At 65.7% G+C, this 15,991-nt stretch carries 14 protein-coding genes; 12 read left to right on the forward strand and 2 right to left on the reverse strand.

The features are described from left to right. Positions 1-2 precede the first annotated feature (2 nt). From PI990_RS01485 to PI990_RS01515, 7 genes are all read left to right on the forward strand, one after another. Positions 3-806, forward strand: coding sequence for an ABC transporter ATP-binding protein (locus PI990_RS01485; protein WP_271659630.1), 804 nt, complete (start codon positions 3-5; stop codon positions 804-806). Positions 807-845: 39 nt separating this feature from the next. Then, positions 846-1,622: a transporter substrate-binding domain-containing protein gene (locus PI990_RS01490; protein WP_271659631.1), complete on the forward strand. Its 777-nt coding sequence runs from the start codon at positions 846-848 to the stop codon at positions 1,620-1,622. 34 nt (positions 1,623-1,656) lie between these two features. After that, positions 1,657-2,370, forward strand: coding sequence for an ABC transporter permease (locus PI990_RS01495; protein ID WP_271659632.1), 714 nt, complete (start codon positions 1,657-1,659; stop codon positions 2,368-2,370). Positions 2,371-2,378: 8 nt separating this feature from the next. Further along, positions 2,379-3,068, forward strand: a complete 690-nt coding sequence (locus PI990_RS01500; RefSeq protein ID WP_271659633.1) for an ABC transporter permease — start codon at positions 2,379-2,381, stop codon at positions 3,066-3,068. Positions 3,069-3,108: 40 nt separating this feature from the next. Next, the gene (locus PI990_RS01505; protein ID WP_271659634.1) at positions 3,109-4,290 is read left to right on the forward strand and encodes a pyridoxal phosphate-dependent aminotransferase; all 1,182 of its coding nucleotides are present in this window, start codon (positions 3,109-3,111) and stop codon (positions 4,288-4,290) included. 84 nt (positions 4,291-4,374) lie between these two features. Next, complete coding sequence (locus PI990_RS01510; protein WP_271659635.1) at positions 4,375-6,120, forward strand: amidohydrolase; 1,746 nt, start codon at positions 4,375-4,377, stop codon at positions 6,118-6,120. Then, the gene (locus PI990_RS01515) at positions 6,117-7,040 is read left to right on the forward strand and encodes a CobW family GTP-binding protein (RefSeq protein ID WP_271659636.1); all 924 of its coding nucleotides are present in this window, start codon (positions 6,117-6,119) and stop codon (positions 7,038-7,040) included. Before PI990_RS01510 ends, PI990_RS01515 begins: the two co-directional genes overlap by 4 nt. 6 nt (positions 7,041-7,046) lie before the next feature. On the opposite strand, the gene PI990_RS01520 is transcribed toward PI990_RS01515, so the two are convergent. Together PI990_RS01520 and PI990_RS01525 are read right to left on the reverse strand one after the other, a co-directional pair. Continuing rightward, the gene (locus PI990_RS01520) at positions 7,047-8,105 is read right to left on the reverse strand and encodes a polyamine ABC transporter substrate-binding protein (protein WP_184488322.1); all 1,059 of its coding nucleotides are present in this window, start codon (positions 8,103-8,105) and stop codon (positions 7,047-7,049) included. Positions 8,106-8,302: 197 nt separating this feature from the next. Beyond that, positions 8,303-9,679, reverse strand: coding sequence for a glutamine synthetase family protein (locus PI990_RS01525; protein ID WP_021218243.1), 1,377 nt, complete (start codon positions 9,677-9,679; stop codon positions 8,303-8,305). 276 nt (positions 9,680-9,955) lie between these two features. Between PI990_RS01525 and PI990_RS01530 the strand changes: the two genes are divergently transcribed. From PI990_RS01530 to PI990_RS01550, 5 genes are all read left to right on the forward strand, one after another. Then, positions 9,956-10,708, forward strand: coding sequence for a gamma-glutamyl-gamma-aminobutyrate hydrolase family protein (locus PI990_RS01530; protein WP_271659637.1), 753 nt, complete (start codon positions 9,956-9,958; stop codon positions 10,706-10,708). A gap of 42 nt (positions 10,709-10,750) precedes the next feature. After that, a complete protein-coding gene (locus tag PI990_RS01535; RefSeq protein WP_021218246.1) occupies positions 10,751-12,109 on the forward strand; it encodes a glutamine synthetase family protein in 1,359 nt (452 codons plus the stop codon). Positions 12,110-12,173: 64 nt separating this feature from the next. After that, entirely contained in the window at positions 12,174-13,544 is a 1,371-nt protein-coding gene (locus tag PI990_RS01540; protein ID WP_021218247.1) for an aspartate aminotransferase family protein, read from the forward strand. Positions 13,545-13,692: 148 nt separating this feature from the next. Beyond that, positions 13,693-14,793 carry a polyamine ABC transporter substrate-binding protein gene (locus PI990_RS01545; RefSeq protein WP_271659638.1) on the forward strand — a complete coding sequence of 367 codons (1,101 nt, stop codon included), beginning with the start codon at positions 13,693-13,695 and terminating at the stop codon, positions 14,791-14,793. A 112-nt stretch (positions 14,794-14,905) separates the two neighbouring features. Further along, complete coding sequence (locus tag PI990_RS01550; protein ID WP_043244913.1) at positions 14,906-15,946, forward strand: polyamine ABC transporter substrate-binding protein; 1,041 nt, start codon at positions 14,906-14,908, stop codon at positions 15,944-15,946. Positions 15,947-15,991 lie beyond the last annotated feature (45 nt).

Genomic DNA, 15,991 nt, shown 5'->3' on the forward strand with positions numbered 1-15,991 from the left:
AGATGAACCCGATACCTGCCGCCGCCGTGGCGCCGACCTCACCCGTGGTCGCCATCGACGACCTGCACAAGAGCTACGCCGAGCACCATGTGCTCAAGGGCATTTCCCTGGAGGCCCGCGAGGGCGACGTGGTGTCGTTGATCGGCGCCAGCGGCTCGGGCAAGAGCACCCTGCTGCGCTGCATCAACCTGCTGGAGATCCCGGATGCCGGCAGCCTGCACATCAACGGCGAGAAAGTGGCGCTCAAGCGTGACCGCGCCGGCCACGGCCGCATCGGCGACCCGCGCCAGGTGGAGCGCCTGCGCACCCGCCTGAGCATGGTGTTCCAGAACTTCAACCTGTGGCCGCACCGCACGGTGCTGGAGAACGTCATCGAGGCGCCGGTGCATGTGCTCGGCGAGAAACGCCAGGACGCCATCGGCCACGCCGAGCACCTGCTGGAGCGGGTCGGCCTGGCGGAGAAGCGCGACGTCTACCCGGCCTTCCTCTCCGGCGGCCAGCAGCAACGCGTGGCCATCGCCCGGGCGCTGGCGGTACGGCCGCAGGTGCTGCTCTTCGACGAGCCGACCTCGGCCCTCGACCCCGAGCTGGTGGGCGATGTGCTGCGGGTGATCCGGGGCATCGCCGAGGAGGGCCGGACCATGATCCTGGTCACCCACGAGATGGCCTTCGCCCGGGACGTTTCGAGCCAGGTGGTGTTCCTCCACCAGGGCCGCATCGAGGAACAGGGCCCGCCTTCCCAGGTGCTGCTGGACCCGCGCAGCGAGCGCTGCCGGCAGTTCGTGATGGCCCAGGACAACCGCTGAACCCTTAGCCAATACAAAAAACACAACGAGGGACCCCCCATGAAAAACAGCCTTCTCGCTTTTTTACAGGCCGCCTTGCTGGCCAGCGTCGCAAGTGCCGCCGTGGCCCAGGAAAAGATCGTCTTCGGCATCGCCCTGGAGCCCTACCCACCCTTCTCCTTCAAGAGCGGCAAGGGTGAGTGGAGCGGCTTCGAGCCGGAGCTGATCCGGGCCGTGTGCGAACGCCTGCAGGCGCAGTGCCCGCTCAACGAGATGGCCTGGGACGGCCTCATCCCCGCGCTCAAGGCGCAGCAGGTGGATGTGGTGCTGAACTCGCTGTCGATCACCCCCGAGCGGCGCCAGGTGGTGGACTTCAGCGAGCCCTATTTCTTCACGCCCGCCCTCTGGGTCGCCGACAGCAGCCTGGACGTGCAGCCCACCCCCGAAGGCCTGAAGGGCCTGATCATTGGCGTGCAGGGCTCGACCACCCACTCCGCCTACGCCAAGCAGTACTTTGGCAAGGACTCCACCGTGCGCTACTACAACGACCAGGACGACATCCTCGCCGACCTGCGCAGCGGCCGCATCGACATCATGCTCGCCGACCAGTTGGCCGTGGAGCCGCTGCTCGACCTGCCGGACAACGCGATGCTCGCCAGCAAGGGCGTGGCGCCCCATGACCCGCTGTTCGGCGAGGGCGTGGGCGCTGCGGTGCGCAAGGGCAACGACGCCCTGCGCGAGCGCCTGAACCAGGCCCTGCAGGCACTGCGCGACGACGGCACCTACGACGCCATTCGCGGGCGCTACTTCAAGGCCGACATCTCGGCCCGGCAGTGATGCGCACTCGGTCCTTTTCCTCGCAGGTGCATTCATGACCGCTATCGAAATCCAACGGCTGCTGTTCGCCGAAGGCTGGCTGCAGGCCCTGGCCCAGGGCGCCGTGAAGACCCTGGGCATCTCGGTCGGGGCCTTTGTGCTCGGCCTGTCCCTGGGCCTGGTCGTCGCCCTGGTCAAGCTCTGGGGGCCGCGCTGGCTGGTGATCTGGGCCAACTGCTACACCACGCTGTACCGCGCGGTGCCCGAGCTGCTGCTGATCCTGCTGCTGTACTACGCCGGCTCCGACCTGCTCAACCTGCTGATGGCCTCCATGGGCCAGCCGCCGGTGGAGGTCAATGGCTTCCTCGCCGCCATCGTGGTGCTGGGCATCGTCCAGGGCGCCTATTCGGCGGAGATCATCCGTGGCGCCATCGAGGCCATCCCCGTTGGCCAGATCGAGGCCGGGCGGGCCTATGGCATGAAGCCCTTCATGGTGCTGCGCCGGGTGCTGGTGCCGAGCATGCTGCCCCACGTGGTCGCCGGCCTGTCCAACCTGTGGCTGGTGCTGGTCAAGGACAGCGCGCTGATCAGCGTGGTGGGCTACAGCGAGCTGTTGGGCGCCGGTCGCCAGGCCGCCGCCTCGACCAAGCACTACCTGATGTTCTACCTGGCGGTGGCGGCCTTCTATTACCTCATCACGCTGGTCTCCAGCCTGGTGTTCCGGCGCTTCGAGGCACGCTTCGAACGCTGGATGCCCCGGCTCGCCTAGGAGGGCTCATGGACTTCACCTGGTTGAATGGCTTTACCGGTGAGCTGACGCGCGGCGCGGTGCTGACCCTGCAGTTGCTGCTGATCTCGGCCTTCTTCGGCTTCCTGCTGGCGATGGCCGTGGCCCTGGCACGGCTGTCGCGCAACCCGCTGTTGTCGGGTGGTGCGCGCTTCTACACCAGCGTGCTGCGGGGCACGCCGCTGCTGGTGCAAATCTACATCCTCTACTACGGCGTCGGCAGCGTCTTCGCCACCTTCCCGCTGATCCGCCACAGCCTGCTCTGGCCCTACCTGCGCGAGGGCTTCTGGTATGTCGCCTTCGCCCTGACCCTGAGCGTCGGCGCCTATGTCGGCGAGGTGTTGCGCGGCGGCCTGCGCGCGGTGCCCCGGGGCGAGTTGGAGGCGGCGCGGGCCTATGGCATGCGGCCCTGGCAGGTGCTGCGCCGGGTGTGGATGCCCCGCGCGCTGCAGATGCTGCGCCCGACCCTGGCTGGCGAGAGCGTGATGTTGCTCAAGTCCACCGCCCTGGCGTCCACCGTGGCGGTCACCGATCTGCTCGGCGCGGCCAACCTGGTGCGCTCGCAGACCTTGCGCGTCTACGAGCCGTTGCTGGTGGTGGCGGTGGTCTACATCGTCCTGGCCTTCCTTATCGAACAGGCTTTCGCGCGCGTCGGCAGGACGCCGCAGCGCCAGGCCTGAACCCCTTTGCACGCCGGCGCGAGCCGGCGAGGAGCACTGCATGAACTACTCATCCCTGGTCCAGCGCATCAGTGGCGAAACCGTCAGCGCCTGGGATATCCACTACGCCGCCTGCGAAGCCCAGGAGCGGGGCGAGGGCGCCATCGTGCTGAGCATCGGCGACCCGGACTTCGCCACCGCCGAGCCGATCTGCGCCGCCGCCGTCGAGGCCCTGGGCCAGGGCGACACCCACTACAGCGCGGTGATCGGCCGCACGCCGCTGCGCGAGGCGATCGCCGCCAAGCAACGCACGCTGTTGGGCATCCCCGTGGAAGTGGACAACGTCGCCGTGGTCGCCGGGGCGCAAAACGGCCTCTACGCCACCTCCATGTGCCTGTTCGAGGGCGGTGACGAGGTGCTGGTGCCGGAACCGATGTACCTGACCTACGCCGCCAGCATCCAGGCGTCCGGCGCGCGCCTGGTGAGCATCGCGCAGCCGGCGGAGGGGGACTTCCGCCTTACCGTCGAGGCGCTGGAGGCGGTGCTTAGCGAACGCACCCGGGGCATCGCCCTGGCGACGCCGAACAACCCCACCGGCAACGTCTACACCCTGGAGGAGCTGGAGGCGGTGGCGGAGGTCGCCCGGCGCCATGATCTCTGGGTGCTGTCCGACGAGGTCTACGGCCAGCTCACCTACGACCGCCCGCACCGCAGCATCGCCACCCTGGAGGGCATGGCCGAGCGCACCGTGGTGCTCAACAGCCTGTCGAAATCCCACGCCATGACCGGCTGGCGCGTGGGCTGGGTGGTGGCCCCCAGCGAGCTGATCGGCCACCTCGACAACCTGATGCTGTGCATGATCTACGGCCTGCCGGGCTTCATCCAGGCCGCCGCGCTGAAGGCCCTGGAGCTGGACGAGGAGATCGTCGGTGCGGCCCGCACGCTGTATCGCCGCCGCCGCGACCTGGTGGCCAGCGCGCTGGCCGATGTGCCGCTGCTGCACTGCAAGGTGCCGGAGGCCGGCATGTTCATGCTGGTGGACGTGCGCGGCACCGGCCTCTCGGGGATGGACTTCGCCTGGCAGCTGTTCCGCGAGACCGGGGTCTCGGTGCTCGACGCCGAAGCCTTCGGCGCCAGCTGCCGGGGCTTCGTGCGGCTCTCGTTCACCGTCTCCGATGCCGAACTGGAAGAGGCCTGCCGACGCATCGCCGGCTTCATCGAGCGCCTGCAACGCCAGCGCTGACCCACCGCAACCCCTGACCGAACCAGGCTCACGGCGCATTTCTGCGCCGGGCCTGGCCACGCCCGAAAATCACAAGGTGCCGCCATGACTGACGCCGACAACTTCACCTCGACCCATTCGGCCACTGGCCATTTTGCCGACCTGATCCTCGATAACGGTCGCATCTGCACCCTGGACCCGGCGCAGCCCTGGGCCGAGGCGGTGGCCATCCGCGATGGCCGCCTGCTCGCCGTGGGCAGCCGCGCCGCCGTGCAGGCCTACAAGGGACCGGCCACCCGCGTGCATGACCTCGGCGGCGCCTTCTGCATGCCCGGCCTGCACGACATGCACACCCACCCGGACCTGGCCCTGGCGCCGCGCTACAGCGATGACCTGGACGTCGGCATCGAAGACCCGACGCCCGCGCAACTGGAGGCGGCGATCCATGCCTACGCCGATTCCCACCCCGGTGATGGCTGGATCCACGGCCAGTACTGGGTGCGCTACACCTTCCGCGAGGCGGGGCTGGTGCCCGGGCGGGCCTGGCTCGACCAGGTGATGCCGGACCGCCCGGTGGCGCTGCTGGACCGCATGTGGGGCACCATGATGGTCAACTCCAAGGCCTTGCAGCTGGCCGGCATCGATCGCCACACCCCCGACCCGCGCAACGGCTACCTGGAGCGCGATGAGCTCACCGGCGAACCCACCGGCCTGATGATCGATGGCGCCTACGCGATGATCCACGCCGCCATGCCGCCGACCCCGGTGGCGGTGCTGCGCCAGGCCTACCGCGATGGCGTGCATTTCCAGAGCACGCGGGGGGTGACGGCGAGCAAGTACGTGCACGTCTGCGAGCACCGCCTGCAGGCGCTGAAGGAACTGGATGACGCCGGTGAGCTGACGGTGCGCATCGAGGCGGCGATCAGCTGGCAGGACGATATCTTCCCGGTGCGTCGGCGCTGGGAGCTGCTCAGCGGCGAGCGTCACTACTACCGCAGCGCCCGCCTCAGCGCCAACGCGGTGAAGTTCCACTTCGACGGCACCGTGGAGCCGCGCTCGTCCTTCCTGCTCACGCCCTGGCCCAACGAAGCGGACTGGCGCGGCAAGCTCAACCTCACCCCCGAGCACATCACCGACATGCTGGTGGACATGGACAGCCGCGGCATCCGCGTGATCGCCCACTGCACCGGCGATGGTGCCTCCGATGTGTTCCTCGATGCGGTGGCCGAGGCGCGCCGACGCAACGGTTTCAGTGGCGTGCGCCACCAGTGCGCCCACAGCACGCTGCTGCACCCCGGTAACCTCAAGCGCTTCCAGGAGCTGCAGGTGATCGCCGAGTTCTCGCCCGCCGCCTGGTACCCGACGCCCTTCGCCACCGGTGCACGTTCGGGCTATGGGCAGGAGCGCCTCAAGCGCATCTACGACTTCAAGGGCGTGCTGGAGGCGGGCGGCACGGCGGTGTTCGGCACCGACTGGCCGGTGGCGTCCATCGACCCCTGGCTGGCGCTGGAAACCATGGTCACCCGGCAGAACCCCTGGAACGACGACCCGGCCTGCTTCGGCGAGCCGATCACCCTGCAGCAGGCGCTGCGCGTGGCCACCCGCAACGGTGCCATCGCCATGGGCCTGGAGGGCAGCACCGGCAGCCTGGAAGCGGGCAAGGCGGCGGACCTGATCGTGCTCGACCGCGACCTGTTCGCCCAGCCGCCGCGCAACTACATCCACCGCACTCGGGTGCAGCTGACCTTCGTCGAGGGGCAGCTGGTCTATGATCGCGAGGAGGCGCTGGCCGGGCTTGGCCTGAAGGCGGTGTGGAGCGGTGAGCCACCGGTGATCGAGGCACAGCCATGATGGACGAGCGCATCGCGGTCACGGTGGTGGCGGGCTTTCTCGGTGCCGGCAAGACCACCTTGCTCAATCGCATGGTGCAGCGCGCGGGGGGCAGCCGGCTGGCAGTGATCGTCAACGACTTCGGCGCGCTGAACATCGATGCGGCGCTGGTGGCCGAGGTCACCGATGCGGTGTACAGCCTGCAGAACGGTTGCATCTGCTGCACGGTGCAGGAGGACCTGCTGGCCCAGCTCGCCAGCCTGGCGCGGTTGCAGCCGCGCCTGCAGCGCATCGTCATCGAGTGCAGCGGCGTCTCCGACCCGCAACGCATCGTGCAGACCCTGGCTTATCCACAGCTGCGCAGCCTGCTGCGGCTGGACCTGGTCATCACCCTGGTGGACGCCACCCGGCACCTGGAGCTGGACGGCGAATACGCGCGGCTGGCCCGCGCCCAGGTGGCGGCAGCCGATGTGCTGCTGCTGAACAAGACCGACCTGGTGGATGCGGAGGAACTGGAGCGTCTGCGCGAAGCACTGCCGGCGCGGGCGTTGCTGCATGTCGGGGTGCAGGCCGATCTGCCGGATGCGCTGTGGCTGGACGCTGGCGCGCCGAGCCGTACGCCCGGCGCACTGACGCCGGTGGCGACGGCGGACCATGGGCAGTTGTTCGAGTCCTGGGTCTGGGAAGGCGAGGGGCGCTTCGAGGCCCAGCGCCTGAGGGCCTGGCTGGCGGGCCTGCCGGATGCGCTGTTCCGCCTCAAGGGCTGGGTGCGCCTGGAGGCTGGCGAGGGGCCGCTGTGGTTGCAGCAGGTGGGCCGGCGCAGCCAGTTCAGCCCGGTGAGCGGGACGGTGGACGACGGCATGCGCCTGGTGTTCATCGCCCGGCGTGGGTTCGCCGGGCGCGAGGCGCTGGAGAGCGGCTTGCGCGCCTGCCTACGCTGACGGGTATCAGTGCCCGTCGCGGAAATCGGCCCAGACCTGGTCACGGGTGGCGCCGAGCTTGTCGGGCAGGGATTCCAAGGCGAACAGGCGGCGCTTGGTTTCCTTGTCCGGGTAGAGGCCGGGCTGGTCACGCAGGCCGGCGGCGAGGAATTCGCGGGCGTCGGCATTGCCGTTGGGGTAGAGGGTTTCAGTGGTGATCTGCGCGGCGACCTTGGGCTGCATCATGAAGTCGATGAAGCGGTGGGCGAGGTCGGCGCGGTTGGCGCTGGTGGGGATGGCGAGGTTGTCGATGAACAGCACCGAGCCCTCGTCGGGCACCACGAAGCGCACCGGCTGGCCGGCGGCCGCGGCGTTGAGAGCGTCGCCGACCCAGGCCATGGCGACGCACAGCTGGCCCTTGTTGAGGTCTTCGATGTAGCGCTCGCTGTCGATGTAGCGCAGGTTCGGGCGCAGGCCGGTGAGCAGCTCGGCGGAGCGCTTGAGGCGGCTGGGGGCGGTGCGGGCGAGGGTGCGGCCCTGGTAGGTCATGAGGATGGACAGGGCCTCGTCCGGGGCGTCGAGCACGCTCATGCCGCAGCTGGCCAGGCGCTTGCTCTGCTCCGGCTCGAAAAGCACGCTCCAGCTCGGCGGCAGCGGGCCGCCATAGGCCTTCTCGGCCTGGGGCGTGTTCACCGCGAGGCCCACGGCGCCCCAGAGATAGGGCACGGCGTGCTGGTTGTTGGGGTCGACGGCGGCGAGCTTGCTCAGCAGCTGCTTGTCCAGGTGCTGGCGGTTGGGCAGGCGGCTGAAGTCCAGGGCCTGCAGGCGCCCGGCCTTGATAAGTTCGGGGAGGTTGTTGTGGGAGGGCACGACGATGTCGATGGCCTCGCCGCTTGCCATGATCTTCTGCAGCTCTTCGGCGCTGGAGAAGGTGTGGTAGTCCACGCGGATGCCGGTCTGCTGCTCGAAGTCCTTGAGCACCTGGGGGGCGATGTAGTCGTTCCAGTTGTAGACGCGGATGGTGTCTTCAGCGCTGGCCAGGGTCGGCAGCAGCGCGAACAGCAGCGGTGCGAGGAAGCGGGGCATGGAGTCCTCCCTGATGGTTGACGCCGCATTATTGCGGCGCAAATGTTTCAGCAGGTTGATGCATGTCAGCGGCTGGGCCTCTCTGGAACGGGCCTTTGCGCGGTTCTCACAGCGCCCTTCCGAGATCGCGGGTGGGAGGAAGGGATGAATCGCAGACAAAAAAACGCCGGCCCTGGGGCCGGCGTCTTTCGACTCGCTTACACGGTATGCAGGTACCAGTTGTATTCGAGGTCGGAGATGGAGTGTTCGAACTCCTCCAGCTCGCTTTCCTTGCACGCGACGAAGATGTCGATGTAATCCGGGCTGATGTACTTGGCCAGGATTTCGCTGTCGTCCAACTCGCGCAGGGCATCACGCAGGTTGTTCGGCAGGCTCTGCTCCAACTGCTCGTACGAGTTGCCTTCGATGGGGGCGCCGGGTTCGATCTGGTTGGTCAGGCCGTGGTGCACGCCCGCCAGGATCGACGCCATCATCAGGTACGGGTTGGCATCGGCACCGGCTACGCGGTGTTCGATACGCACCGCATCCGCGCTGCCGGTGGGCACGCGCAGGGCGACGGTACGGTTGTCCAGGCCCCAGCTCGGTGCGTTCGGCACGTAGAACTGCGCACCGAAGCGACGGTAGGAGTTCACGTTCGGGCAGAGGAAGGCCATGGAGGCGGGCAGGGTCTCGAGCACACCGCCGAGCGCATGGCGCAATGCGGCGTTCTGCTCGGGATCCTCGCTGGCGAAGATGTTCTTGCCATGCTTGTCCAGCAGCGAGATGTGGACGTGCAGACCGTTGCCGGCCTGGCCCGGGTAGGGCTTGGCCATGAAGGTGGTGTCCATCTCGTGGTCGTACGCGATGTTCTTCACCAGGCGCTTGAGCAGCACGGCGTAGTCGCAGGCCTTGATGGGGTCCGCCACGTGGTGGAGGTTGACCTCGAACTGGGCCGGGGCGCTTTCCTTGACGATGGCGTCGGCCGGGATGCCCTGGACCCTGGCGCCTTCGAGGATGTCCTGCAGGCAGTCGGCGTACTCGTCGAGATCGTCGATCAGGTAGACCTGGGTGGACTGCGGACGCTTGCCGGAGATCGGGGAGCGCGGCGGCTGCGGACGGCCGTTCACGTTCTCCTGGTCGATCAGGTAGAACTCGAGCTCGAACGCGGCGCAGATGGTCAGGCCGAGATCGTCGAACTTCGCGACGACCTGGCGCAGCACTTCGCGCGGGTCGGCGAAGAAGGGCTCGCCTTCCATCTCGTGCATGGTCATCAGCAGTTGCGCGGTGGGGCGCTTCTGCCAGGGCTCGTCGCACAGGGTGCCGGGGATCGGGTAGCAGATACGATCGGCGTCGCCGATGTCCAGGCCGAGGCCGGTGCTTTCAACGGTAGAGCCGTTGATATCGAGGGCGAATAAGGAAGCGGGGAGGTTGATGCCTTTTTCGTAAACTTTGTGGAGGCTGGCGCGTTCGATTCGCTTGCCTCGGACTACTCCATTCATATCTGCGATCAGGAGGTCGACGAACTGGACCTCAGGATGTTCCTTAAGGAACTCGTTCGCTTCTTGAAGCTGAACGGCACGCGGGGGTACCGACATGATGCAACACCTTTCTTGTTAAAAATATCAATCACACGTTCGCTAGGGTGAGAGTCAATCGGAATCCCCTAACGATGTCAATAGCGCCCCATTTTGCCCTAAAACAGGGCCATATGGCCAATTTTGGGGCGTTTGAGGGGCATCTGACCCCTCTCGGGGCCATGGCGCACGCGGCGCTCAGCGAGGTGTGTTCGATTTTTTACAGCCCTATTGTGTAAAAAAATGAACAACGCTAAGCTCGGTCGCAACCCATAACAGCAATAAAACGGGTGTCTCATGTCTCGCCTGCCGTTCATCGGCGTCACCGCCTGCACCAAGCAGATCGGTCTGCATCCCTACCATATAGCGGGTGACAAGTATCTTCGTGCGGTAGCCCTTGGCGCCGGCGGGGTTCCGCTGATTATTCCGGCTCTCGGCGAGCTCCTCGACACGACATCCCTTCTGGCCAGTCTAGACGGCTTGCTGTTCACCGGTTCACCTTCCAACGTCGAACCCCATCTTTATTCAGGCCCGGCCAGCGAGCCCGGCACCCTCCACGACCCGCAGCGCGATGGCACCACGCTTGCGCTGATGCGCGCCGCCGTGGCCGCCGGTGTGCCCGTGCTCGGCATCTGCCGGGGCTTCCAGGAAATGAACGTGGCCTTCGGCGGCACCCTGCACCAGAAGGTGCATGCGGTCGTAGGCCTCATGGATCACCGCGAGCCGGCCGATGAGCCGCTCGACGTGCAGTATGCAACCCGCCACCCCGTGCAGATCCAGCCGGGTGGCATCCTCGCGGGCATCGGCTTGCCCGCGGAGATTCTCGTAAATTCCATTCATGGCCAGGGCGTTGAACGTCTGGCGCCGGGCCTTCACGTAGAAGCGCTGGCGCCTGACGGGTTGGTCGAATCCTGCTCGGTCGTCGGCGCGAAGAGTTTCGCGCTCGGAGTACAGTGGCACCCCGAGTGGCAGGTTCGTTCCAATCCCGATTATCTCGCCATCTTCCAGGCCTTTGGTGAGGCTTGCAGGAAGAGGGCGGGGCAACGCTGAGCTCAGCTATACCAGTTGCAGCTCTCACACCCTGAGGTCTTTATGACTACCAAGTTGGACCAGCTCACAAGCTGGTTGAAAGAACGCAAAATCACCGAAGTTGAATGCTTGATCAGCGATCTTACCGGCATTGCCCGGGGCAAGATTTCGCCGACCAACAAGTTCCTCGACGAGAAGGGCATGCGCCTCCCCGAGAGTGTGCTGCTGCAGACCGTCACCGGCGACTATGTCGAGGACGACGTTTATTACGAGCTGCTGGACCCTGCCGACATCGACATGGTCTGCCGCCCGGACGAGAACGCCGTGTTCCTCGTGCCCTGGGCGCTGGAACCCACCGCGATGGTGATCCACGACACCTTCGACAAGATGGGCAACCCCATCGAGCTGTCGCCGCGCAACATCCTCAAGAAAGTGCTCAAGCTCTACGCCGACAAGGGCTGGCGCCCGATCGTCGCGCCGGAGATGGAGTTCTACCTGACCAAGCGCAGCGACGACCCCGACTACCCGCTGCAGGCGCCGATCGGTCGTTCCGGCCGTCCGGAAACCGGCCGCCAGTCCTTCTCCATCGACGCGGCGAACGAATTCGACCCGCTGTTCGAGGACATGTACGACTGGTGCGAAGCCCAGGACCTGGATCTGGACACCCTCATCCACGAGGAAGGCCCGGCGCAGATGGAGATCAACTTCCGTCACGGCGAAGCCCTGTCCCTGGCCGACCAGATCACCGTGTTCAAGCGCACCATGCGCGAGGCCGCGCTGAAACATAACGTCGCCGCCACCTTCATGGCCAAGCCGATCACCGACCAGCCGGGCAGTGCCATGCACCTGCACCAGAGCGTGGTGGACATCAAGACCGGCAAGAACATCTTCTCCAATGAAGATGGCTCCATGAGCGAGCTGTTCCTGCACCACATCGGTGGCCTGCAGAAGTTCATCCCCGAGCTGCTGCCGCTGTTCGCCCCGAACGTGAACTCCTTCCGCCGCTTCCTGCCCGACACCTCGGCGCCGGTGAACGTGGAATGGGGCGAGGAGAACCGCACCGTGGGCCTGCGCGTCCCGGATGCCACCCCGCAGAACCGCCGCGTGGAGAACCGCCTGGCCGGTGCCGATGCCAACCCCTACCTGGCGATCGCCGCCAGCCTGCTGTGCGGCTATATAGGCATGGTCGAGCAGATCAAGCCGAGCGCACAGGTGAAGGGCCGTGGTTACGAGCGTCGCAACCTGCGTCTGCCGCTGACCCTCGAAGACGCCCTCGAGCGCCTGGAGAACTGCAAGCCCCTGGAGAAATTCCTGGGTGCCAAGTTCATCAGCGCCTACGTCGCGGTGAAGCGCGCCGAGCACGAGAACTTCAAGCGGGTCATCAGCTCCTGGGAGCGTGAATTCCTGCTGCTTTCCGTCTGATCCAAACGGCGTGCCGCGTTCGTGGCGCGGCACGCCAACCCAGATTTGCATAGAGGTGTAGATAATGAAGAGCCAAGTGACCAACCCCCAGACCCTTGAGTGGCAGGCACTCAGTCGCGACCACCACCTGCCGCCGTTCACCGACTATCAGGCGTTGAATGCCAAGGGCGCGCGGATCATCACCAAAGCCGACGGCGTCTACATCTGGGACAGCGAGGGCAACAAGATCCTCGATGCCATGGCCGGCCTGTGGTGCGTCAACGTCGGCTACGGCCGCGAGGAACTGGTGCAGGCGGCCACCCGCCAGATGCGCGAGCTGCCCTTCTACAACCTGTTCTTCCAGACCGCCCACCCGCCCGTCATCGAACTGGCCAAGGCCATTTCCGAGCTGGCGCCCGAGGGCATGAACCACGTGTTCTTCACCGGTTCCGGTTCCGAAGCCAACGACACCGTGCTGCGCATGGTCCGCCACTACTGGGCGACCAAGGGCCAGCCGAAGAAGAAAGTGGTCATCGGCCGCTGGAACGGCTACCACGGCTCCACCGTCGCCGGCGTCAGCCTCGGCGGCATGAAGGCGCTGCACGAGCAGGGCGACCTGCCGATCCCGGGGATCACCCACATCGCCCAGCCCTACTGGTTCGGCGAGGGTGGCGACATGGCCCCCGAGGAGTTCGGCGTCTGGGCCGCCGAGCAGCTGGAGAAGAAGATTCTCGAAGTCGGCGAAGAGAACGTTGCCGCTTTCATCGCCGAACCCATCCAGGGCGCGGGTGGCGTGATCGTGCCGCCGGAAACCTACTGGCCGAAGATCCGCGAGATCCTCGCCCGCTACGACATCCTGTTCATCGCCGACGAAGTCATCTGCGGCTTCGGCCGTACCGGCGAGTGGTTCGGCAGCCAGTACTACGGCAACGCCCCGGACCTGATGCCCATCGCCAAGGGCCTGACCTCCGGCTACATCCCCATGGGCGGCGTGATCGTCCGTGACGAGGTGGTCGAGGTGCTCAACCAGGGCGGCGAGTTCTACCACGGCTTCACCTACTCCGGTCACCCGGTTGCCGCCGCGGTGGCGCTGGAAAACATCCGCATCCTCCGCGAAGAAAAGATCGTCGAGAAAGTGAAGGCGGAAACGGCACCGTATTTGCAACAACGCTGGCAGGAGCTGGCTGACCATCCCCTGGTTGGCGAAGCGCGTGGGGTCGGCATGGTTGGCGCCCTGGAACTGGTCAAGAACAAGAAGACCCGTGAGCGTTTCACCGATCTGGGCGTGGGCATGCAGTGCCGCGAGCACTGCTTCCGCAATGGCCTGATCATGCGCGCGGTCGGGGACACTATGATTGTGTCGCCGCCGCTGGTGATCAGTAAGGACGAGATCGACGAACTGGTGACCAAGGCCCGCAAGTGCCTCGACCTCACCGCGAGTGCAGTTCTGGGTTGAGCAATTGGGCGAGTTTGCAAACAATCGCATCCCGCGAGCTGTTGTAAGCGCGCCCCTGACCTTGCCAGACTGCGCCAGTGCGTTGGCCAGGCTCACCGGGCGGTGGCGACGCCGCTCGGACACTTAAACAACAAATGGAGCTACCCGCATGTTCAAAACCTTCGGCAAGACCTTGCTCGCCATGACGCTCGCTGGCGCTGTGGCTGGTGTGGCGCAGGCAGAAGACAAGGTGCTGCACGTCTATAACTGGTCTGACTACATCGCCCCGGACACCGTCGAGAAGTTCACCAAGGAAACCGGGATCAAGGTCGTCTACGACGTCTTCGACTCCAACGAGACCCTGGAAGCCAAGCTGCTGGCCGGCAAATCCGGTTACGACATCGTGGTGCCGTCCAACAACTTCCTGGCCAAGCAGATCAAGGCCAAGGTCTATCAGCCGCTGGACAAGTCCAAGCTGCCGAACTGGAAGAACCTGGACCCGAACCTGCTGAAGACCGTCGAAGTCTCCGACCCGGGCAACCAGTACGCCTTCCCCTACATGTGGGGCTCCATCGGCATCGGCTACAACGTCGACAAGGTCAAGGCCGTGCTCGGCGACAAGGCCCCGGTGGATTCCTGGGACCTGCTGTTCAAGCCCGAGAACATCGAGAAGCTGAAATCCTGCGGTGTTTCCTTCCTCGATTCGCCGACCGAAATCCTGCCGATCGCCCTGCACTACCTGGGCTACAGCCCGGTCAGCCAGGACCCCAAGCAGCTCAAGGAAGCCGAGGCGCTGTTCCTCAAGATCCGTCCGCACGTGACCTACTTCCACTCCTCCAAGTACATCTCCGACCTGGCCAACGGCAACCTCTGCGTGGCCGTGGGCTACTCGGGTGACGTGTACCAGGCCAAGTCCCGTGCCGACGAGGCCAAGGCTGGCGTGAAGGTCGCGTACAACATTCCGAAGGAAGGTGCCGGCACCTTCTTCGACATGGTCGCGATCCCTGCCGACGCCGCCAACCCGGACGCCGCCTACGCCTTCATGAACTTCCTGATGAAGCCGGAAATCATGGCCGAGATCACCAACTTCGTGCAGTTCCCGAACGGTAACGCCGCCGCCACCCCGCTGGTGGACGAGGCGATCCGCACCGACCCGGGCATCTACCCGAGCAAGGAGACCATGGCCAAGCTCTACGCCTTCCCGGACCTGCCGGCCAAGGTGCAACGCGTAATGACCCGTACCTGGACCACCATCAAGTCGGGCAAGTAAGCCGCCACCCACCCTCCGGCGCTCGCCGGAGGGTGAACCACCCCAAGAGGACCTCCTCATGCGCAATCGCCCCTGGCTGTACGGGTTGCTGGCCAGTTTCTTCGTCGTGTCCATGACACAGGCGCAGGAGCGTGTCGTGCACGTGTACAACTGGTCCGATTACATCGCACCGGACACCCTGGAGAACTTCCAGAAGGAAACCGGGATCAAGGTGGTCTACGACGTCTTCGACTCCAACGAAACCCTCGATGGCAAGCTCGCCACCGGGCAATCCGGCTACGACGTGGTGGTCCCCACCAACCACTTCCTGGCCAAGCAGATCAAGGCCGGCACCTACCAGAAGCTGGACAAGTCCAAGCTGCCGAACCTCTCCCACCTGGACCCTGCCGTGCTGAAGAACCTCGCGGGCGGCGATCCGGGCAACGAATACTCCGTGCCCTACATGTGGGGCACCAACGGCATCGGCCTCAACGCCACCAAGGTGCGCGCCATCCTCGGTGCCGATGCCAAGCTCGACTCGTGGTCGCTGCTGTTCGACCCCGAGGTGGTCAAGCAGCTCACCCAGTGCGGCGTCGCCCTGATCGATTCCGGCGATGAAGTCATGCCGCAGATGGTCAACTACCTCGGCGGCTCGCCCCACACCCACGAGCGTGCCGACTACGACAAGGCCACCGCCCAGCTGCTCAAGGTGCGCCCGTACATCACCTACTTCCACTCCTCCAAATCCATCGGCGACCTGGCCAACGGCGACATCTGCATCGCCTTCGGCTACTCCGGCGACATGCTCCAGGCCGCCAGCCGCGCCGAAGAGGCCGGGCGCAAGGACGAGATCATCTACGTCATCCCCAAGGAAGGCACCGCCATGTGGGCGGACATGCTGGCCATCCCCCGGGACGCCAAGCACGTGGAAGAAGCGCATATCTTCATCAACTACCTGATGCGCCCGGATGTGATCGCCAAGATCAGCGACTACGTTTCCTATGCCAATGCCAACAAGGATGCGACCGCGCTGGTGGATGCCAGCGTGCGCGAGAACCCCGGCGTCTACCCCTCGCCGGAAGTGATGGCCAAGCTCTACGTGGCCCGGGAGCGCCCGCGCGATGTCCAGCGCTGGCTGACCCGTGATTGGACCCGGATAAAAAGCGGTCGTTGAAGCGACAACCCGATAAGAAACTCCGCAGCGCGCCCCGGTGCGCCA

This window comes from Pseudomonas sp. TUM22785 (assembly GCF_028198105.1).
GTDB classification, from domain to species: Bacteria; Pseudomonadota; Gammaproteobacteria; order Pseudomonadales; family Pseudomonadaceae; genus Metapseudomonas; species Metapseudomonas solani.